The sequence below is a fragment of the Paraburkholderia sp. J94 genome, assembly GCF_905220285.1.
Taxonomy (GTDB): domain Bacteria; phylum Pseudomonadota; class Gammaproteobacteria; order Burkholderiales; family Burkholderiaceae; genus Paraburkholderia; species Paraburkholderia tropica_A.
In genome coordinates this window covers 173,591-194,762 of the sequence record NZ_CAJMZH010000005.1, presented here as the reverse complement: position 1 = coordinate 194,762, position 21,172 = coordinate 173,591, and the positions used below count along the sequence as shown (strand labels likewise).

The window sequence follows — 21,172 nt, the reverse complement described above, 5'->3', positions numbered from 1 at the left end:
ATGGCGGGTGGAAAGGAAAAGGCGGGATTTTACCGGGTTGGCGCGGGCCATGGCCGACGGCGTCCGCGACTCGCGCGCGCGGCGCGCATCCGGCTGGAACTTTTTGGCTTCCTGGCCCCCTTATTTACTGGGGCCAATTCCATGGAGGCGAGCGGCACAATGACCATATGCATTCACTTACGCGCGATGATGGCTGGCGGTTTCGCGCTGCTATTCGCGTGCGGTGCGGCTTATGCAGGAGGCGCGGGCGCCGCCAATTCTTCCACGCAGGCTTCTGCCAATCTTCCGGCGTGCCGCGCGGATCAACTCGTATTGCAACTGGACGACGGCGGTGGCGATTTCAACGGCATGTCGCATAGCGGCACGTATATCGTGCTGCGCAATCGCAGCAACACGGCCTGTCTGCTGCCCGCGCGCGTACCGCTCTCGTTTCTGGATAAACGTCAGCGCGTGCTGCGCGCATCGATGCAATCGATGCCCGGCATGCATCCCGGTCCGGCGCTGAGGCCCGTCACGCTCGCCGCGAAGGGCGCGGCGAGAGGCAGTGTGCGCTGGGTTTCCGGCGAAGTGTTCGACAACACGCATTGCATCGATCCTGCTTATTTGCGGCTTCGCATTGGACAGGGCGCGTTGACGGCGCGTTTTCGCGGCCATCTATGCGGCTCGGCCGACGACGGTCCGCGTTATCAGTTCACACCGTTTGGGCCCTGGACGCCGTAATCGAAGTCGTTGCGCGTGCCCGAAGCGGCGCGCGCGTGATGCGTTTATCGCGTCTTGAAACACGCGATGAAAAAAGGGCTTCGCAAATCGAAAATTTGTCGATACAATGGCGACCCTCTTGCTCAGGTGGCGAAATTGGTAGACGCACTATCTTGAGGGGGTAGCGCCGCGAGGCATGCGGGTTCGAGTCCCGCCCTGAGCACCAGAGAGTATCCTTTTCTCTAAGGATACTGATGATCGAAAAGGTAAAAGACCCAGTGGGTCTTTTCCATTTCTTATTCGATCTGCCAGCATTCACGTCGTTTTTTTCGGCGCAAACGATGCTTCGGCTTTTTCATTTTCATCTCGATTGGTTTCGATATTCGTTGGTGCGATGCTGCGCTTTCAGCGATTGCCGCTAGTCGTGCGTGAATTCGCTCGTCTATTCGCGCATGAACGTCAGCGCGGACAACACGTCGCGGTGCTGCACGCTACATTGCTCCTCGCCGTGATACACATCAATTCGCACTGAGCATCGGGTTTCTTTTCGTGCCCGCGGACAACAAAATGGCCGCGCCCGTAGCGCGAATGCCGATGGCTGATCGCGCTGCGGTTCACACCTGAACGTCCGCCCGCGCCACGAAGCCCTCTTGCTCCTGATGTTCCGCCGATCGATTCGCGTTACTGCCTGGCTCGGGATCCTCGCGATCCTGCTCGCCGTGCTCGCGCCGCTTGGCTCGCAACTGATCGAGCGCGAGCAAGTGCCCACCGATGTGCTTTGCAGCGCTGCCAGCCACGATGAATCGCCGGGCAGCGCCGCTTCGCATTCCGGCAAGCAGTTGGCCGTGCATCTCGACGCGTGCGGCTATTGCAGTCTGCTTGCACATTCCCCCGCTTTAAATACCGCTTCGACAGCGATCGTGGGGGCCGATCCCGGCGCGCGTTTGTCCGCGCCAGGACATGTCGGTATCGATCTCCCGCGCGTGCGCTATCTGCACCGCCCATTGCGCGCACCTCCCTTCGACGCCTGATCGCGCTTCGCGATTTCCATAACCAGTCCTTGCTTCACCGTGCGATTGCCCTGCGTCGCGCGGCGGGCGCTATTGCGTTTGTCGAATCAGGTTTGTCGAATCGGGTTTATCGAATGTTCATTTCAATTACTGCTTCCAGAATTCAGGTCGCCGCAAAAGTGGCGTTGCTCGCGGCTTCGATTTTTTGCCGATCGGTTGATGCACGCACCGAGTCTCCAGACGATGCGTCAGGCGGCCAGGTATCGGAGACCGAAGCCATGCTGCCGCGTGTCGAAGTCGTGGCGCATCCGCTCAAGAATCCCTTCGTTTCCGTCACCGATCCGAAAACACCGCGTCAGCCGCTGCCTGCAAGCGACGGAGCGGATTACCTGAAGACCGTGCCGGGCTTTACGGCGATTCGCAGCGGCGGCACCAACGGCGATGCCGTATTGCGCGGCATGTTCGGTTCGCGTCTGAACCTCCTTGCGAATGGCGCGCCCACGCAGGGCGCGTGTCCGGGGCGCATGGACGCGCCTTCGTCGTATGTCGCGCCGGAGAGCTACGACAAGGTCACGGTCATCAAAGGCCCGCAAACCGTGTTGTATGGTCCCGGCGCGTCGGCGGGCACCGTGTTGTTCGAGCGCGAGACGCCGCGCTTCGATACGGCCGGCGCACACGTCGACGCGAGTGTGATGGGCGCCACGAACGGCCGCAACGACGAGAATCTCGAACTCGCAGCGGGCAATCCCGATGTCTATGCGCGCGTGAACGCGAATAAATCGCACGCGCAGGATTATCGTGACGGCAACGGTCAATCCGTGCCCTCCGCCTGGGATAAATGGAATGCCGATATCGCGCTCGGCATGACGCCCGACGCCGATACGAAAATCGAACTCGATGCGGGTACTGGCGACGGTCACGCGCGCTACGCCGGGCGCAGCATGGATGGCGTGCGTTTCAAGCGCGACAGCGTCGCGTTGCGCTTCGAAAAACAGCATCTGAACAGTGTGATCCGCAAGATCGAGGCACAGGTTTATTACAACGCCTTCGAACATCGTATGGATAACTACACATTGCGCGAGACGCCGTCCGGCAGCATGGCGATGGCGTCGGATGTGCGCCGCCGCACGGCAGGCGCGCGCGTAGCGGCGACGCTCGATCTGGGCGACAACCTGCAGGGGATCGCCGGTTTCGACGCGCAGTCGAACTGCCTCGATGCGCGTTCGGCAATGGGGCTGCAAAGTCCGTCCGGTTTGCCGTGGACGCCCTCGGCGCACATGACGAATTACGGCCTCTTTTCCGAATTGACGTGGGATGCGAGCGAAACGCAGCGCGTCGTTGCCGGCCTGCGTCTCGATCGCGCGGCGGCCACCGACGAACGCACGTCCACGCGTGCGGCCATGGCGGCGATGTCGATGCCGAACCCGACCGCGAACGAGACCCGCACGCGCGTGCTGCCTGGCGGCTTCATCCGCTATGAGCAAACCGCGCGTGCCGTGCCGCTGACGTGGTACGCAGGCGTAGGCCATACCGAACGTTTTCCCGATTACTGGGAACTGTTTTCGCCGTCAAACGGACCCGCGAATTCCGCCAACGCATTCGCGGGCATCGAGCCGGAGAAAACCACGCAATTCGATATCGGCGCGCATTATCGGAATGACGCTGTCGATGCATGGATTTCGGCTTATGCGGGCTATGTCGACGATTTCATTTTGTTCACCTACGGCACGGGCGCCAACGCAAATGTTTCGCAAGCCACTAACGTGAATGCGCAAATTCTGGGCGGCGAATTGGGCGCGACATGGCGCATGAGCGTGGGATGGAAATTCGGCATGTCGGCGGCTTATGCGTGGGGGCGCAACGCGAGCAGCGGCGAACCGTTGCCGCAAATTCCGCCGCTCGACCTGCGTTTGAATGCCGACTATGCGTGGCGTGCCTGGTCGGTCGGCGCGCTCTGGCGCATCGTGGCGCCGCAGCGCCGCTATGCGATGCACGAGGGCAATGTCGTGGGGCAGGACTTCGGTCCGAGTGCGGGATTTGGCGTAGTGTCGTTGCATGCGCAATACGATCTGGATAAGCGCACGCAATTGTCGATCGGTGTCGATAATCTGTTTAACAAGGCTTATAGCGAACATCTGAATCTCGCGGGCAATGCGGGTTTCGGCTACCCAGGCGGCGTAGCGGTGATGGAGCCGGGACGCACTATTTGGGGCAGATTGCGCTTGCGCATGTGACAGGCGATCAACAGCGTGGCGCGTTGCCCATTTATTGATGCGAATGCGGGGCAGGCGCCATTGCACGTTGCCCCCTTCTTTGTCGGGAATTACCGTTTATGCGTCAAGAGGCGGCTCATTTCATCTAGCGTCGATCAGGTTGCGCCGACGCAAGCTGGTGACCGTCGAGTGCATTGCGCACGCCAGGAGCTTCCGCATGAAAGAACGATGTGTCCGCTTCAAGGCGATCAAGCGATATCTGCAGTGGTCGATTGCGTTCGTGCTGCTTCACGCGAGCGCCGCGCACGCACAGGAGTTTTCGCTGTTTGGCGGCGGTTCGCGCGCGGGAAGCACCAATACCTACACATGGGCGTTCAATTATCAGGAGGGGCTTGGGCCATATTTCGCCGCGAGCTTTTCATGGCTCAACGAAGGGCATATTCCCGATCATCACCGTGACGGCCAGTTAATTCAGCTTTGGGCCAGGGCGCCGCTCGGCAATCCGAAGTTCGTGCTGCAAGCGGGTATCGGACCGTATCGCTATTTCGACACGACGACGGCGGAGCAGGGCGGCAGCTATTCCGACGTGCATGGCTGGGGCGTCGTCTATAGCGTGCGCGCGGCGTATTACGCATCCAGCCGCTGGATCACGCAGCTTCAACTCAATCGCGTTCACGTGCAGCGCGGCCCGGACGCCACGAGCGTGATGCTGGGTATCGGTTATCAACTCGACGCGCCGGATAGTCCTGGGCCGCGCGAGTGGGCGTCGGGTTCACCGTCGAAGGTCACGAATAACGAAGTCGCGGTTTATCTGGGCGAGACCATCGTGAATTCGACTCGTTCGCCGAACGCGTTGGGCGGCGCGATCGAATATCGGCGCGGACTCATGAAGTATATGGACATCACGCTCGGCTATCTGCACGAAGGCAGCAGCAAAACCGCGCGGCGCGACGGCATCACGAGCCAGTTATGGGCCACGCGCGCCTTTCTCAATGACAAGGTCACGCTGGCCGTGGGCGCGGGTGCGTATTACGCCATCAACGAAAACGAGAACAGCGAATCGCCAGGGCCGGGCGCGGGCAAATTCTCGGGGCTCGTGACGATTGCGGGTTCGTATCGCTTCGCCCGGCATTGGGACGGACGGCTCGAATGGAATCGCGTGGTCACGCGCTATAACCGCGACACCGACATCATTTTTGCGGGCGTGGGCTACCGTTGGTAAAATACGCGCATACCGCTTCCGGCTGATGAATGCCTTCTGATCGGCCACGCCACGTATTTATTTTTTTCGCCGTATCTTTTTTACCGATCGCCGCACTTTGCGCCTGACATTTGCGTCCTTTTGACGCAGATATCAGGCGCGGCATTCGTTTCGCGTACGTTTTTTTGCGCGCATCAAGACCCTACTGACGAACGCGTTTTTTAAAACACTCACACAATTTTCTTTCTGCGATGTTAAGTTAGAAAGAACCCCGCAGCGAATTCGGTTATCCGCATTTTCTCCCGCGTTTTAGCGCAGTTTGACCGAACAATCGCTTTTATTATTCGCCTCTCTAAAACAGTTCCATGCACATCAACGAACAACCCGTCGATGCGGCGTCGCTACGCCCCGGCGCCGAAACGACATTGCGCCAATGGCTCGCGGTGTTTGCCGTCGCCATTAGCGCATTCGCTTTCGTCACCTCCGAATTTCTTCCGGTCGGGCTCCTGCCCCAGATTGCGCGCGACCTCGGCGTAACACCGGGCACAGCGGGTCTGATGGTCACCACGCCCGGCGTGCTGGCCGCGATCTTCGCGCCCGGCATGCTGATTCTCGCGGGCCGCATGGACCGGCGCCGCGTGTTTCTGCTGCTCACCGCGATGCTGCTCGCGTCGAATATCGTTTCGGCGATGTCGTCGAATTTCGTTGTCATGCTGATCGGTCGCGCGATGCTCGGCGCGGCGCTCGGCGGCTTCTGGACGCTCGCGACCGCCGCCGCCGGACGTCTCGTGCAACTCAGCGACGCCGCGCGTGCAACCGCCATCATTCTCACGGGCGTCACCTGCGCGACCGTGATCGGCGTGCCGCTCGGCACCTTTATTGCGGGCTTCGCATCGTGGCGCGCGTCGTTTCTCGCGACGGGCGGCCTCGTCGCGGTCGCGCTGATCGCGCAGGCGTTGCTCGTGCCGTCGCTGCCGTCGGCCACCGCGCTGCGTATCGCCGATTTCGTCGAATTGATGCGTCGTCCGCATACGCGCCTGAGCATGCTGATGGTCGCGCTGGTTTTCGGCGCGCATTTTTCGACGTACACCTTTATCGCGCCGCTGTTGCAGCAGGACTTTTCCTTGAACGCCATTACGCTGCTGTTGCTCGCATTCGGCGTGATCGGCTTTTTCTCGAATGCGCTGCTGTCGATGGTGATCGCGAATCGTTTGAAAACATCGGTTGCGGCCATGACAGCGCTGCTGCTCTGCGCGCTGTCGTCGATGCTGTTGCTCGATCACGTGCGCATCGGCGAAATCGCTGCGATGCTGATGTGGGGTGTCGCGTTCGGCGCGCTGCCGCTGTGCTTCAGCGTGTGGATTCAGCGCGGCACGGCCGATCGTCCTGAAGCCGGCTCGGCGATGTTCGTCAGCGTGATTCAGGTGGCGATTGCGCTGGGTTCGTCAGTGGGCGGCACGATCGTCGATCATGCGGGCGTGCGCGCCGATTTCGTGCTCGGCTGCGGGCTCGCCGTGCTGGGCCTCATCACGTTGCAGCGCCTGGCCGCGATGGAGCGGCCGCGTTCGGCGGCGGCTTCGTCGCTCGAACGCGGATGCAATTGCGGCGGCGCATCGCTCGACTGATGCGCGTTGTGTAGAAGGCGTGGGGCAGGCTTGGTGCTTGCCCCTGCGCCAGCGCGGTGGCGCTCCGCCATCGCGGACTCCTTCTCGATCGTGTCACGATCGAACCTCCCTCCCACGCCGAACCGCACGACTATCGCCGCACGCGAACGCTTGCAATGCGCGCGCGCCTGGCGCATCGTTCAAGCCGTCGTTCAACGCATCTTCCACCCGCCTGCGCTGTCCGCTTCGAACCGGGAGGTCTCACGATGTCGCTCGCGCTTTATGGTCATCCGTTTTCTTCCTATACGCAGAAGGTGCTCATCGCGCTGTACGAGAACGGCACGCCGTTCGAGTTGCGTGCGATCGGGCCCGACACGCCGCAGCACACGCAGGCGTGGCTGACGCTGTGGCCGCTGCGCAAATTTCCGGTGCTCGTTGACGGCGAGCGCAGCGTGGCGGAGACCAGCATCATCATCGAATATCTTCAGCTCGCGCATGGCGGCGCGCAGCGGTTTTTGCCGCATGACCCGATGGCCGCGCTCGATGTGCGCTTTCTCGATCGCTTCTTCGATCTGCATGTGATGACGCCGGTGCAGCGCGCCGTCGAGGGCGCGTTGACGGGCGATCCCGCGCAGCGTGACGACGCGCGCGCGTATGCGGCGAGCAAGCTCGATCTGGCCTACGCGTGGCTCGACGAGCGGCTCGCGGGGCGGACCTGGGCGGCGGGCGAGGACTTCACGCTCGCGGACTGCGCGGCCGCGCCGTCGCTCTTTTACGCCGACTGGGCGCACCGCATTCCCGAGCATTTCGCCGTGCTGCGCGCGTATCGTGCGCGGCTGCTCGCGCGGTCCTCGTTTGCGCGCGCGGTGGAGGAGGCGAGGCCGTATCGGCCCTTATTTCCGCTGGGCGCGCCCGATCGGGATTGAGTGTGCGCTTGTGGTGTGTAATCGGAAGAAAGATGCCGATTAAGCCATGATTTTCCAGATAAACGGTAGATTTGCGCCGGTTAAGGATCGCTGACGATTGATCCACATTAATCGGCATATTTCTACCGATTATCAGTGAATTTTCGCGATAAACGGTATAATTGTGCCTGTTATCCACCGAGGAGCAGGCCGTGCTGTTCGATCTCGCGACGGTCGAGGAAATCGCGGGCGCGCTCGCGCAGAAACTGCGCGCCTTGCGGCTTCAGCAGGCGCTCACGCAGGCCGAACTGGCGGCGCGCGCGGGCGTGTCCGAGCGCGCGTTACGCAATTTCGAGCGCAGCGGCCAGGCGACGCTGGAGACGTTCCTGCGCGTGGCGCAGGCGCTCGGGCGGGCGGCCGATCTGGAGGCGCTGTTCGAACTCAAGGTCCGTTCGATCCGCGCGATGGAGCAGGCGAGCGAGACCCGTCAGCGTGCGCCGCGCCGCGTATCGGCGAACCAACCAGTCGCCAAATCCGCCGCCAAATCCGCGTCCAGGAGATCCAGCCGATGAAACGCCTGCGCGTGATCTACGAAGGCTGGGGCGAACATTTCGACCTCGGCGTGCTCGCGGACGACGGCCAGCATCTTCTGTTCGAATACACGCAGGCGGCACGCGATCGCGGCCTCGAACTGTCGCGTTTCAAACTGCCCCTGCAAAGCGCCGCGTTCGGCGATTTCCCCGCGCATCAGCAACGCTTGCCCGGCCTCGTCGCCGACAGCCTGCCCGACGGCTGGGGCATGCTGCTGATGGACCGCCTGTTCCGCGTGCGCGGCATCGATCCGTATGCGGTTTCGCCGCTCGACCGCCTCGCCGTGGTCGGCCGTCGCGGCATGGGCGCGCTGAGTTACGCGCCCGAGAGCGAGGCGCCCATCGTCGTCGCCGATGTGAATCTCCACACCATCGCCGACGAAGTGCAGCAGGCCATGGCGGGCGCGAGCGAAGCGGTGCTGCGCGAACTCGTGCTGATGGGCGGCTCGCCGCATGGCGCGCGTCCGAAGGTGCTGGTCAACGTGGACCGCGACGCCAATCGCATGTGGAATTCGGAGGACGCGCCCGGCGAGCCGTGGCTCGTGAAGTTTCCGGCGCAAAACGAAGCGCCGGAAGTCTGTGCGATCGAAATGCTCTATTCGGATCTCGCGCGTGCGTGCGGGATCGAGATGCCGCCTACGGCGCATTTCGATCTTGGCGCGCAGGGCGCGGCGTTCGGCATTGCGCGCTTCGATCGCGAGGACGGTCTGCGCGTGCCCGTGCATACGGCGGCGGGCGTCGCGCACGTCGATTTCCGTCTGCCGTCGCTGGACTACACGAATCTGCTGCGCCTCGCGAGCTTCGTCACGCGCGACGTGCGCGAAGTCGAGGCGCTCTACGCGCGCTGCGTCTTCAACGTGATCTTCAATAATCGCGACGATCACGCGAAGAACTTTTCTTTCCGCCTCGATCGCGACGATCACTGGCGCATCGCGCCCGCGTACGACATCACGTTCAATCGCGGGCCGGCGGGCCAGCATCAGATGGATATCGGCGGCGAGGCGCGTGCGCCCGCGCGCGCCCATCTGCTGAAACTCGCGAAGGATAGCGGCGTGAAGGAGGCGAGCGCGGCGCGCATCATCGAGCGCACGTCGGACCTCGCGGGCGAATTGGCGGTGCGTGCTTCGGCGTTTCCGATTGCGGCGGCCACGGTCGCGGAAATCGTGGAGGCCGTAGAGGCGAACCGCTCGCGCATGCGCGCCGCGAGTTAAACAAGCGACTTAAACACGTTTAAACACGTGCGATATACACGCACGATATACAGGCGCTAAACGAACACGGCGAGCAACACACGCCAGGTACGCAACCTGCTGCCGATGTCGCGATCCAGCACCTTTTCGTGCAATGCGAGCCGCGCCCATGCCCAGCGAGACCCCAACCCGCGCCACCGCCGAGATCGGCGATCAACCCGCCGTTGTGGAAACCGATCTACCGGCACGCCTCGACCGCCTGCCGTGGGGCCGCTTTCACGTGCTGATCGTGGTCGCGCTCGGTGTGACCTGGCTGCTCGACGGGCTCGAAGTGACGCTCGCGGGCGCGGTCGCGAGCGCGTTGAAGGCCAGCCCGGTGCTGCACGTCGACAACGCGCAAGTCGGGCTCGCGGGCAGCGCATATATTGCGGGCGCAGTGCTGGGCGCGCTCGGGTTCGGCTGGCTCACCGATAGGCTCGGCCGCCGCAAGCTGTTCTTCATCACGCTCGCGGTCTATCTGCTCGCGACGGCCGCCACGGCGTGCTCGTGGAGCTTCGCGAGCTTCGTGGTGTTTCGCGCGCTGACCGGCGCGGGCATCGGCGGCGAATACGCGGCCATCAATTCGACGATCCAGGAATTCACGCCCGCGCGGGTGCGCGGCTGGACCGACCTGAGCATCAACGGCACCTTCTGGGTGGGCGCGGGCATCGGCGCGCTAGGCTCTTACGCGCTGCTCGATCCGCATTGGCTGCCGCCGGATTGGGGCTGGCGCGCGTGCTTTTTTATCGGCGCGGTGCTCGCGCTCATCATTCTGCCGATGCGCCGCTGGATTCCCGAAAGCCCGCGCTGGCTGCTCACGCACGGCGATCACGACGATGCGCGCTCGATTGTCGAAGGCATCGAAACGCGCTTTCGCGAAGCCGGGCACACGCTCGATAACAGCGCGCAAAAACCGCTGCGCCTGCGCGCGCGTCGACACACGCCATTGCGCGAAGTGCTGCACGCGATCTTCGTGCGTCATCGCCGCCGTGCGTTCGTCGGTTTGTCGCTGATGACGGCGCAGGCCTTTTTCTATAACGCGATTTTCTTCACCTACGCGCTGGTGCTCACCGAGTTTTATCGCGTGCCGGGCAGCGAGGTCGGCCTTTATCTGTTGCCGTTCGCGCTCGGCAATTTCCTCGGGCCGCTCGTGCTCGGACGATTGTTCGACGTGCTGGGCCGCCGCAAGATGATCGCGGCCACCTACGCGCTATCGGGCGTGCTGCTAAGCGTGAGCGGCTATCTGTTCGCGCAGGGCTGGCTCACTGTCGTGCAGCAGACGATCGCGTGGATGGTGATTTTCTCTTTCGCCTCGGCGGCGGCGAGTTCGGCGTATCTGACCGTGAGCGAATCGTTTCCGCTCGAAATTCGCGCGCTCGCGATTGCGGTGTTTTATGCCTTTGGAACAGGCCTCGGCGGCATCGTCGGTCCCGCATTCTTCGGACGACTGATCGATACGCATCAGCGCAGCGAGGTGTTCACCGGCTATCTCGTCGGTTCCGCGTTGATGCTGGGCGCGGCGCTGATCGCCGCAATCTGGGGCGTGGACGCCGAACGCAAGTCGCTCGAACACGTGGCCACGCCGCTTTCCGCTATCGACGATGGGTGATGTCGCGTCACGTCGCGTGACGTCACGATTCGCGCTGAAACGCGCTGCGATAGGCGTACAAACCGGGCAAGCCGCCCGTCATCACGAACAGCACGTTTTCATTCGCGCGATAGCGCCCGCTCGTGACGTTCGCCAGCAGGCCCGCGAACGCCTTGCCGCCATAAACCGGATCGATCAGCAGACCTTCGGTCGACGCAAGCAGACGCACGGCGTCGCGCATGGCGTCGGTGGGCACGCCGTAACCGTCGCCGAGTTGCGATTCGTCGATCACGATCGCGTTGGCGTCAATCTGCAAACCGGCGTGAATGATTTGCGCGGTCTGATTCGCTTTTTCGAACGTTGCGGCATGGGCTTTGTCGGCGCTCGCGTACACCGCGAACGCCGTCACGCTGGCCGCATTCAGCCCGAGCGCCGTCATGCCCGCCACGAAGCCCGCGTGCATGCCGCCGCTGCCGTTGGGCATGACGATATGGTCGAACGCGACGCCGCTCGCGCGCGACTGCGCGGCGATCTCCGCCGCGCAGTCCGCATAACCGAGGCAGCCGACCGGACTCGATCCGCCGAGCGGACACACATAAACCTTGCGGCCTTGCGCGCGCAGCGTATCGGCGCGCGCTTCGGCGAATTGAAGCGAATCGGAACCCGCGGGCAGATCGTGCACGTGCGCCGCTAGCAGGTCGTCGAGCAGAATATTGCCGTTTTCAAGGTACTCCGCGTCGAAACGCGGCACCGCGCGGGTGAGCACCAGCTCGCACTGAAGCCCCGCGCGCGCGGCGGCAGCCGCCGTCAGCCGCGCATGATTCGACTGGCGCGCGCCGACGGTGATGATGGTATCGGCGCCGCGCGCGAGCGCTTCGCCCATCAGGAATTCGAGCTTGCGCAGTTTGTTGCCGCCGCCGCCGAGTCCGTTCAGATCGTCGCGCTTCACGTAGAGGTTCGCGCCGCCCAGCCGCGCGCTCAGCCGCGATAAATGTTGAATGGGCGTCGGGCCTTCGAGCAGCGCGTACCGGGGAAACGCTGAAAGATCGAGTGAGGTCGTGTTCATGGACGGGACGAAGAACGTTTCGTGGCGATGAACTGCCTGGTTAGCGTGATCGACGTGGCGGGCGCGGTGGGCGCAATTGGTGCTGTTGGCGCGTCGCGCGTGCGGGCTTGCCCGGCGAGCGCCTTGTTATCGCCATCAGCCGGGCTTCTGCACGCGCAGCGCGCGCGTATTGCGTTCGATCGCGAGGAGCAGCAGGAGCACGGTGAGAAAGCCCGCCAGAGCGAGCAGGGTGCCGAGCGACGAGCGGAATTGCGCGCTACGCGCCTGCGCCGCCTCGATCAGCGATTGCGCCGACGCGATGCGTTCGATCTTGAAGCGCGCGTATTGATTCATCGCCGTCGCCACATAACGGTCGCGATCGTCCCATTCCCATGCCGATGCATGGTGCGTCGCGTGCGCGATCACCTGGCCGAGTTCATCGACGAATTGCTGGCGGTCGGCGAGCGGCACGTTGTCGAGCCACGCGTCGAGCATCGGCTGACTCGCATTGTGCTGATAGAGCACGGCGCGCAACGGCGCGGGCAGCACGAGTCCGGCGGCGGCGGGCAACTCGAGCGCGGCTTCGTCGCCGTATGCGCCATTCGTATCATTCGCACCGTTGCTGGAGATCGCGTCGTTGGCCGATTCCGTGCCCGGAATCGAGGCGAGCACGACGCTCGCGCTCACGGGCGGATCGGCGCTCACGTTGGCGTTGCCGGACGCGGCCAGCGCGGCGATCACCGCCATCATCGCCAGCACCGCGCCGACCAGCGCCACGATGCACAACACACGCGCCGTGCCGAGCAGGCGCCGTTCCATATTGTCCGCGATCCTCATTTCATCCCCGACGATTGTGCGCGATTGTGCGCGATAGCGTACGTTAAGGCTCGCGCAAATAGCGTTGCGAAAGCGCGTCATAAAGCGGCGGCGCGAAGATGCGCGAGACGCGGCTCGCGATCAGCGCGGTCGCCATGAGCGAGAGCACAAGCGCATGACCGTTGATCATTTCGATGACGATCACGAACGCCGTGATCGGACTCTGCGTGACCGCCGCGAGATAACCGACCATGCCGAGCGCGATCAGCATCGAGAGCTGCATCTGCGAAAACATCATGTGCAGCGTATTGCCGATGCCTGCGCCAATCGCGAGCGACGGCGCGAACAGGCCGCCCGGCGAGCCCGGCAGATACGATCCGACCATCGACACGATCTTGAACAGCGGATACGCCGCGCTCACCTGCGCATTGCCTTCGAGCATGCTGCGTGCCTCGGCATAACCGCTGCCGAACGCGTGGCCGTGCGAGATCACGCCGATGATCGCGATGATCAGCCCGCACACGGCGCCGAACAGCACGGGCCGATTCGCGCGCATATCGAGCAGTTTCGCGGGCATCCAGCGCTGCGTGTTGAGCAGCAGCCAGCAGAAGCAGCCGCCCAGCACGCCCGCGATCACGCCGATCAGCACGACGGCCAGCATGAGCCACTTCGGCAAACCCGAACCGATGTCGATGGTGCCGAAATACACGTAATTGCCTTGCAGGCCGAGCGAGACGATACCCGCGAAAATAATGGCCGTGATGAGCACGCCGCTGGTGCGCTCCGAGAAACTGCGCATGAGTTCCTCGATGGCGAACACCACGCCCGCGAGCGGCGCATTGAACGCCGCCGACAAGCCCGCCGCCGCGCCCGCGAGTGCGAGCCGCCGTTCGAGCACGCCGTGGCTGATCGCGCGAAAGCGCTGCGGATAAAAGCCGCGCAAGCTGAACATGAGCGCCGCGCCCACGTGAATGGTCGGTCCTTCGCGTCCGATCGTGAAGCCGCCGAGAATCGCGAGAAACGACACGAAGATCTTGCCGACGAGAATGCGCAGCGTGAGCAGCTTCGGGCCGAGCGTATCGGGGCCGTGCAGCATGGCGATCACTTGCGGAATGCCGCTGCCTTCCGCGCCGTTGAAGAAACGCCGCGTGAGCCAGACCGTCAACGCGCCCATCGCGGGCGCAACGAAAAGCGGCAGCCAGAAGTGTTCCGCGGCGTAGCGCAGAAAGAGCGCGTAGCCGAAATCGATGAGCTTCGCGTAGAGCACGGCGACGAGACCGACGGCCACCGCGCCGAGCCAGAACACGCCGTAGTGCAGCCACAGCCGGTTGGCGCGCTGCAGCGCGCGCCGGTCGATCAGCCCAAAAATGCGCACGGTGCGGTCTCTCCTGTGGTCGAACAATATTCTATGGGTGGCGCCTTCGCGAGCGTCGTTTTCGACGATCGAAAAAAAACCCAGCGATCACGCTGGGTCAGGGGAAGCCGCCACCAGTTGGCGCAGGTGGCAACTGGACGTGCAGTCCGGCAAGCTGAGGACACCACCATGTCACGCGATCGAGCGCCGCACCCGCTGCAGGCGCGCCGCGAAAAACGATCATGATATGACATATGTGCCAATTTAAGCCGGGATACTTAAAGGAAACTTAAAAAAACTTAAACGGCGCGGATCGCTTGCGCCGCCTGCCTTAGATGTTTTCTTCACGGAACGCCCAGCCGAACGACTGCACTTCCGACTTGTGCAGGGCGGCCAGCTTCATCAGACAGCTTTCGCCAGCGGCCGTGAGATGCACCTGCACCTGGCGCCGGTCGTGCGCGCTCGGCACGCGCTCGACCAGACCGGCCGCCTCGCAGCGCGTGACCAGCGCCACGGTGCCATGCGACGACGCCTGCAGGCGTTCCGCGAGTTCGCCCACCGTGGCCCAGTCGCGGTCGGGAAAGGCGCGCGTGTGCAGCATCAGCATGTACTGCAGCGGCGTCACGCCTTCGGCGTGCACGATCTCTTCGGAAAAACGCAGGAAGCGGCGCAGGCGATAGCGGAACTCGGAAAGCTCCTCCAGATCGGCGCGAGAAATGGGTTCCGTGGCCTTGCGGCGTGGCGATGCCATGACAGCTTGCCTGCCCGGTCAGCTCAGCGGCTTGACGTAATCTTCCGAAAGCCAGTAGCTCATCTGGCCGTGCGGACCGTTGATGAGCACCGCGTGCGGATCGTCGACGCCGTCGTCGGCGATGGTGCACGCAATGGTGCCGTCGGGGATCATCGTGACCTGCTGCGCGTTCGCGAGCCGCGCGAGCTTGTGCGCGCTGAGCGGGTAGAGATGGGTGTAGATGTCGTAGCTGATCGCGCCCGGCGCATCGCCCTCGATTCGCACTTGCGAACCTTCGGTGCAGGTGTGCGCGAACGCACTCGCGGTCCAGACGCCGGCCAACGCGGCCAGAAAAAGTCGCTTCATGGGCATCCTCTGCTGAATCAAGACTGCGCTCGGCGCGGCGCGTTCCCCGTTGCGCGTGCAACGCCGAACGCCCGCATGCGCGGGAAATCAGCGTGCATTATACGTTTCTTACGAAGTGAAGGTATTTCACATCGTGACATGACCAGCGATCCGGCGGCGCGTGCAGCGCTTTTTTTGCGTGCCGGATCGGGCCTTGGGTTTATGTGCGCTCGCGCGACGCGGTCCAGTCAATGGCGGCGTCGAACAGGCGCAGGCCCGCTTCCGAGAGGTTAGGAAACGAATCGTTGTCCATGAAGAACATCGTGCGCCGCGCGGGCGCGAGCGCTTCGTAGTCCATCGTCGCGCCTTTTTCGTAGGTGAAAATCGCGGCCTTCTCCGGCTGACCGTAAATCGTCGCGATGATCGACGCGCCGAGCCCCGGCTTGCCCCAACTCATCGGCGCCTGCTTGCGGAAGACGTTGGACACGCCCGCGCTCAAGCCGCCCGAGGCGGCGTGCGGCGCGTTCACGAGCCACAGATAGCGCTCCTTCGCCACTTCGCCGAAGTCGGTGTCGTGCCGTTTGCCGCTCATCGCGAGATCGTCGAGCAGGTCGTTTTCCCACGTGAGCAGCGGCACGGGTGCGTTGCGCCAGCCCGCAGACACGTCCTTGGCCGAGACCGTCGACGAAATGACGACGAGCCGCGCGTCGTGTGCGAGTGCGGGATCGACATCCTGATCGACGAGCCGAACCGTATAGCCGCGCGCTTGCAGACGCGCCGCGATCGCCTGATCGACGGCGAGATTCGGTCCCTTGAGCTGCACCACCATCAGCACGGTGCCGGACGTGTCGGGCCGTTGTGCGCGTGCGCCGGGCGAGGCGAACGCTGTGGTTAAAGAAGTGGCGAGGGCGCCGAGCGTGAGCAGCGCGTTGCGCCGTGAACGTGTGTTGGGCGTGTCGGTTTTGAATGACGAAGGACGCGATTTCATGAGGGTTCGTGTGCGCATCAGAATTCGAAAGTGGAGAGCAGCGAGACCTGGCGTGCGTCGCCGACCGCGACGAAATAGCGGTTCGCGCTCGACGGGTAATAGGTCTTGTTGAAGAGGTTCTTCACGTTCAACTGAAACGAGACGCGATGGCCGCCCCATTTCGTGTCGTAGGTCGCGAACGCGTCGGCGACCGTGTAGGCAGGCAGCGTGAAGCTGTTGGCGGAGTCGCCGGGGCGCGCGCCCACGTAATGCGCGCCTGCGCCCACGCGCAACTGGTCGCCGCCGAACAGCGCGCCAAAGTCGTAGACCGCCGCGAGCGACGCCGTATTCTGCGCGACGTTCCAGAGCCGGTTGCCCGCATATTCGGGGTCTTCGGTGGTTTTCGCGTCGATATACGCGTAGCTCGCGATCACGCTCCAGTGCTCGCCAATCTGCCCGGACACGTCGAGCTCCACGCCGCGCGAACGCGCCTTGCCCGAGGTGCGCCAGTCGGTTTCCTTGGTCGTGTCGTTGTACTGCGAGACCAGCACATTCGATTTGTCGATGTTGAACAGCGCGAGCGTGCCGGTGAGACCGGCTGGCATGGCGATCTTCGCGCCGAGTTCCCACGACGTGGCTTCCTCGGGCCGAACCGACGAATCGATCACCACGCCCGTGCTCAGCGGCGCGATCGTCGAAGTCGGCTTGAGCGACTGCGTATAGCTGCCGTAGAGCGAGAAATTCTCGGTCCACTTGTAGATCACGCCCGCGCGCGGCAGCCATTTGGTGCCGCTCAGATCGGTATTCGCCTTGAACGGACGACCTTTGCCCGCTACCTGGTTATACGAAATAAATCGCGCGCCGCCCACGAGTATCCACTTGCTGGTCAGATGCAGGCTGTCTTGCAGAAACACGGAGGTATCGTGCAGCGTGTCGGTCTGATCGCTGTCACTTGCCGACACCGTGCTCGACGGGCTCTCGCGCCCATAAACCGGATTGAAATAATTGAACGTATATTGCGTGGCCTGGCGCAGCAGATCCGCGCGATAAATACGCCGATATTCGTCGTCGACGCCGACCTGAAGATCGTTACGCAGACCCGCGATATCGAAGTGGCCGTCGACGTAAGCGATGCCGTAACTGTCGGTGCTGACCGCGCCGTGGGTTGCGTCGTTGCTGCGCGACAGCACGCCCGTCGTGCTGTTCACGCCCTGCACGCGCAACTGGTTTGCATCGTAGGTTTCGCGGTTATAGCTATAGCCGAAATGAACCTTCCAGTTCGGATCGATCTGGTGATCGACGAGCAATTGCGCGAGATGCGACTCGCCGCGCATTTCGTTGAACGGTTCGTCGAGACGCTCGCGCGCGGAGATCGCCAGCGGCGCATTGGTCTTCGGATCGAGCGCCGTGCCGCGATCGAACGGGTAGAGGAATTTGCGGTACTGATACGAAAGCACGACCTGCGTATCGCGGCCATACCACGCGACCGAAGGCGCGACCAGCGTCTCGCGATGCTCGCCGAAATTTCGCCAGTATTGTTCGTTAACCTGATCGAGCACGAGGCGATAAGCGAGACCCGTATCGCCGATCGGACCGGTGGTGTCGAGCGTCGCGCCGCCGCCGTTGCGGCCATGTCCATACGTGGAGCCGAGCACCGAAATCGCGTGATACGGCGTGAGCATGGGCTGCTTGCTGACCACGTTGACCACGCCGCCCGGGTCCATGATGCCGTAGAGCAGCGACGTCGGCCCCTTGAGCACTTCCACGCTGTCCACGGCGTCGTTCAGCGCGCGGCCCTGCACGAGCGGCATGCCGTTTTCCATGATCGAGCCATCGCGATTGCCGCCGAAGCCGCGCTTGAGCAGCGTGTCCTGCGTGCCCGCGAGCGTGTTGCCTTGCACGATGCCGCTCACGTTCGCGAGCGCGTCGTCGAGATTGCGCGGACGCTGATCGCGCAGCACCTGCGCGGGCACGACGTTGATCGCCTGCGCCGTGTCGAGCACGGGCGTGTCCGAGCGCGTGATATTCGCTTCGGCGGGCGCGCGATAACTGCCGGCCTTGATCGTCGACGCGCCCACTTTCACTGCGGGCAGCACCGCGCGATCGTCGAGATCGGCATTCGTGGGGTCTTCGGTCAGCGTGAAGCTGCCGTTCGCTTGCGCGTTCGCCGAGAGACCCGTGTTGCGCAGAATGCGCGCGAGGCCTTCCGCCACGCCATATTCGCCATGCAGTCCCGCGCTCGTGCGATTCGCCGCGAGTGCGCCCGGATACGCAATCATCACGCCGGCCTGCTGGCCGAACTGATTCAACGCCGCGTCGAGCGGACCCGCGGCGATGTCATAGGTTTGCCGCGTCGAGGCCTGTTGTGCGGTGTCGTTTGCATTCGCGGCGGCGAGTGCGGGCGTCGTCGCGCTGATCGCAAAGAGGGCGAGCGCCGCGATGCCGATCCAGTGGCGCTGACGCAAGGCGGGTGCCGCCTCGGCGTGATGAGGTGAATGCATGGTCGTGAAGCCTGGAAAAAGTCCGATGAAGAAGTGCTCTCATTGGGCTTGTCCCGCGAGATTCGAAAACAGCTCAGCTTTTTTCGAAATTTTTTATCGTGCTGAAATAGCGTGGGGAAATGAGCGCGCGGTGCGCATCGTCACGCGCGAGCGGGGCCCACGGTGACCCAGAAGCGCGTCAGGTAATCCACGCGCAGCGGCAACGCACGTGTGAGCGTTTCGAGGACGAGGTCGGTGTCGGCGAGCAGATAGGTGCCGGAAACACGCAGCGATGCCACGCGCGGATCGCAACGCACGATGCCTTCGCGATAACGCGCGAGTTCGTCGAGCAGATCGTCCAGACGCTGATTGCTCGCGACGAGCATGCCTTTCGTCCACGCGGCCGCCGCATTCGAAACGGCTTCTTTCGCGAGCACGGCATCGGCCGTGAATTGCACGCGTTCGCCCGCGTTGAGCGTTTGCGCGGCCGACGGCGCGGCGTTCGGCACCACGCGCACGGCGCCTTCGAACACGGCGAGTTGCGTGGCGTCGCGCGCCTGGCGCACCGAAAAGCGCGTGCCGATGGGCGTGGCCGTGCCTTGTGCGGTTTCCACCACGAAGGGCCGGGGCGCGGGGCCATCGCGATGGCCGGTCGCGACCATGATCGCGCCGCGCCGAAGCACGATGCGCCGTTCGTCCGGCGTGAAGCGCAGGTCGACGGCCGTGGCGGTATCTAGCGTGAGTGTGGTGCCGTCGGCGAGCGTGAGCGTGCGCACTTCGCCGGTGGCCGTGTGCAGATCGGCGGTCCAGCCGGGCCACGCCGAGCGATGGCGCGCGCTCCACGTCGCGCCGCCCGCGAACAGCAGCACGGCGAGCGCCTTGATGCCCGCACGACGATGACGCGAGGCCGGTCCGGCGCCATTGCGCGTCGTCGCCTTGGCGCGCGTGAGCGCCGCGCGCGCGGCATTCGCGGAGCCGCTATCGCCGATCGATTGAAAGCGTCGGGAGACAGCTTCGATATGCTGCCAGGCGCGTTCGTGATCGGCATGCGCCGCGCGCCACGCGTCGAAGTCGGCGCGCTGTGACGGCGTCACGCTGCCGCTGCTCAGATCGAGCCACCATTCCACGGCGCGATGCGCGACTTCGGGCGCCACATTGGGCGGAGTGACATTCACGGCGCGCTCCGCTCAGAGCGCGAAAAAGCACTGCGCGGCGGCCTTCGCCAGATAGCGCTTCACGGTGGCCAGCGAAATATCGAGCGACTCGGCGATTTCCGCATGCGTCGCGCCATCGAGTTGCGCGAGCAAAAACGCACGCTTGACGATGACGGGCAGGCCGTCGAGCAGCTTGTCGATTTCGCAGAGCGTTTCGAGCAGCAGCGCCTGTTCTTCGGGCGAGGGCGCGAGCGCTTCGGGCACGTGCGCGAGCGCGTCGAGATACGCGCGTTCGACCTGCTCGCGACGCCAGTGGTTATAAAGCACACGCTGCGCGACGGTGGTGAGAAACGCGCGCGGCTCGCGCGCCTCGATCGGCTCCTCGCGATCGAGCAGGCGCGTGAACGTGTCGTGCGCGAGATCGCTCGCGCGATGCGCGCAACCGAGCTTGCGCCGCAGCCAGCCGTGCAGCCACCCGTGATGCGCCCGATAGAGCGCTTCGATTTCGAGGTGCACGGTGGGCGGAAGGGCGTTCATGCGTCTTTACACGGGCGATTCGCGTGGCGGGCGAGTAAGGGTTTGGGTGACCAATTCTGTCGCGTAGCTTACACGCCGGCTTCGCAAAAGTAAATGAGAATTGTTCTCGAAAACTCGATTTGCATTGGCTCTTTACCTGACCCTTTATTTGGAGAGTTGGATGGGCATTGAGTGCGGAATAAGCGAAATTGCACGCACATAACCGCTGGATTACCAATTCGTTATCTCTGCGCGTTTTCATGTTCTCTTAAGGCAGCCAATCACAAAATGGACTCGTCATTACCCCGCAGTCAATTCGATTGCTCTTATTCGAGGATGAATCCATGAAAGCCAAATTCTTTGTTTCGATGATCGTTGCCGCCGCCATGCTGCCGAGCGTGGTGTTCGCCCAATCCCACGACCCGGTCTCGCGTGCCGAGGTCAAGGCGCAAATCGTTCAGGCCGAACATGACGGCACGCTGCATCCGTCCAATACGCGCTATCCCGACCCGGCAATCCGCGCTCAGGCGCCTACGCAAAACGACAGCGGATATGGCATGACGTCCGCGAGCTATTCGGAGTCGGGCGCCTCCGCCGCGCCGATGGCCGTCAAAGCGATTTACGAACACCATTGAAGCGCCACGATAATTCGCCATTCGCGGTCTTTATCCGCGGGCGGGCGAATATGTCGAAAATGTAATGCGGCCGTTATCCGCTTGACCGCCA

The 21,172-nt window shown here is 63.4% G+C and carries 19 protein-coding genes and 1 tRNA gene; 11 read left to right on the top strand and 9 right to left on the bottom strand.

Going from position 1 to position 21,172, the window contains the following annotated elements; translation table 11 throughout:
• From U4Y88_RS12110 to U4Y88_RS12065, 10 genes are all read left to right on the top strand, one after another.
• Window positions 1-720: a DUF4232 domain-containing protein gene (locus U4Y88_RS12110; RefSeq protein ID WP_321784136.1), complete on the top strand. Its 720-nt coding sequence runs from the start codon at window positions 1-3 to the stop codon at window positions 718-720.
• 120 nt (window positions 721-840) lie between these two features.
• Window positions 841-925: transfer RNA gene (locus tag U4Y88_RS12105), tRNA-Leu, on the top strand.
• A gap of 433 nt (window positions 926-1,358) precedes the next feature.
• Window positions 1,359-1,730 (top strand): DUF2946 domain-containing protein, encoded by a 372-nt coding sequence (locus U4Y88_RS12100; RefSeq protein ID WP_321784513.1) that lies wholly within the window; start codon window positions 1,359-1,361, stop codon window positions 1,728-1,730.
• Window positions 1,703-3,943, top strand: coding sequence for a TonB-dependent copper receptor (locus U4Y88_RS12095; RefSeq protein WP_415774435.1), 2,241 nt, complete (start codon window positions 1,703-1,705; stop codon window positions 3,941-3,943). The genes U4Y88_RS12100 and U4Y88_RS12095 overlap by 28 nt, the downstream gene beginning before the upstream one ends.
• Before the next feature lie 196 nt (window positions 3,944-4,139).
• Window positions 4,140-5,144, top strand: a complete 1,005-nt coding sequence (locus U4Y88_RS12090; RefSeq protein WP_321784132.1) for a hypothetical protein — start codon at window positions 4,140-4,142, stop codon at window positions 5,142-5,144.
• A 344-nt stretch (window positions 5,145-5,488) separates the two neighbouring features.
• The gene (locus U4Y88_RS12085) at window positions 5,489-6,748 is read left to right on the top strand and encodes an MFS transporter (protein WP_310633901.1); all 1,260 of its coding nucleotides are present in this window, start codon (window positions 5,489-5,491) and stop codon (window positions 6,746-6,748) included.
• A gap of 245 nt (window positions 6,749-6,993) precedes the next feature.
• A complete protein-coding gene (locus U4Y88_RS12080; protein WP_321784130.1) occupies window positions 6,994-7,653 on the top strand; it encodes a glutathione S-transferase family protein in 660 nt (219 codons plus the stop codon).
• 191 nt (window positions 7,654-7,844) lie between these two features.
• Window positions 7,845-8,204, top strand: a complete 360-nt coding sequence (locus U4Y88_RS12075) for a helix-turn-helix transcriptional regulator (protein WP_321784128.1) — start codon at window positions 7,845-7,847, stop codon at window positions 8,202-8,204.
• The gene (locus U4Y88_RS12070) at window positions 8,201-9,433 is read left to right on the top strand and encodes a type II toxin-antitoxin system HipA family toxin (RefSeq protein WP_321784126.1); all 1,233 of its coding nucleotides are present in this window, start codon (window positions 8,201-8,203) and stop codon (window positions 9,431-9,433) included. Before U4Y88_RS12075 ends, U4Y88_RS12070 begins: the two co-directional genes overlap by 4 nt.
• Before the next feature lie 148 nt (window positions 9,434-9,581).
• A complete protein-coding gene (locus U4Y88_RS12065; protein ID WP_321784124.1) occupies window positions 9,582-11,060 on the top strand; it encodes an MFS transporter in 1,479 nt (492 codons plus the stop codon).
• 22 nt (window positions 11,061-11,082) lie between these two features.
• Here U4Y88_RS12065 and U4Y88_RS12060 read toward each other — a convergent pair whose 3' ends face one another.
• The 9 genes from U4Y88_RS12060 to U4Y88_RS12020 form a co-directional block, all read right to left on the bottom strand.
• Entirely contained in the window at window positions 11,083-12,105 is a 1,023-nt protein-coding gene (locus tag U4Y88_RS12060; protein ID WP_321784122.1) for a D-cysteine desulfhydrase family protein, read from the bottom strand.
• Between the two features lie 135 nt (window positions 12,106-12,240).
• Window positions 12,241-12,903: a hypothetical protein gene (locus U4Y88_RS12055; protein WP_321784120.1), complete on the bottom strand. Its 663-nt coding sequence runs from the start codon at window positions 12,901-12,903 to the stop codon at window positions 12,241-12,243.
• 61 nt (window positions 12,904-12,964) lie between these two features.
• A complete protein-coding gene (locus U4Y88_RS12050) occupies window positions 12,965-14,275 on the bottom strand; it encodes a chloride channel protein (protein WP_224013425.1) in 1,311 nt (436 codons plus the stop codon).
• Window positions 14,276-14,585: 310 nt separating this feature from the next.
• A complete protein-coding gene (locus U4Y88_RS12045) occupies window positions 14,586-15,005 on the bottom strand; it encodes a MarR family winged helix-turn-helix transcriptional regulator (RefSeq protein ID WP_224013424.1) in 420 nt (139 codons plus the stop codon).
• Between the two features lie 18 nt (window positions 15,006-15,023).
• Window positions 15,024-15,350: a hypothetical protein gene (locus tag U4Y88_RS12040; RefSeq protein WP_224013423.1), complete on the bottom strand. Its 327-nt coding sequence runs from the start codon at window positions 15,348-15,350 to the stop codon at window positions 15,024-15,026.
• A 199-nt stretch (window positions 15,351-15,549) separates the two neighbouring features.
• Complete coding sequence (locus U4Y88_RS12035; RefSeq protein WP_321784118.1) at window positions 15,550-16,317, bottom strand: hypothetical protein; 768 nt, start codon at window positions 16,315-16,317, stop codon at window positions 15,550-15,552.
• A gap of 17 nt (window positions 16,318-16,334) precedes the next feature.
• A complete protein-coding gene (locus U4Y88_RS12030) occupies window positions 16,335-18,797 on the bottom strand; it encodes a TonB-dependent receptor (RefSeq protein ID WP_321784116.1) in 2,463 nt (820 codons plus the stop codon).
• A 140-nt stretch (window positions 18,798-18,937) separates the two neighbouring features.
• A complete protein-coding gene (locus U4Y88_RS12025; RefSeq protein ID WP_321784115.1) occupies window positions 18,938-19,951 on the bottom strand; it encodes a FecR domain-containing protein in 1,014 nt (337 codons plus the stop codon).
• A gap of 12 nt (window positions 19,952-19,963) precedes the next feature.
• The gene (locus U4Y88_RS12020; protein WP_205991344.1) at window positions 19,964-20,467 is read right to left on the bottom strand and encodes a sigma-70 family RNA polymerase sigma factor; all 504 of its coding nucleotides are present in this window, start codon (window positions 20,465-20,467) and stop codon (window positions 19,964-19,966) included.
• 323 nt (window positions 20,468-20,790) lie between these two features.
• Between U4Y88_RS12020 and U4Y88_RS12015 the strand changes: the two genes are divergently transcribed.
• A complete protein-coding gene (locus U4Y88_RS12015) occupies window positions 20,791-21,081 on the top strand; it encodes a DUF4148 domain-containing protein (RefSeq protein WP_321784114.1) in 291 nt (96 codons plus the stop codon).
• Window positions 21,082-21,172: the final 91 nt, after the last annotated feature.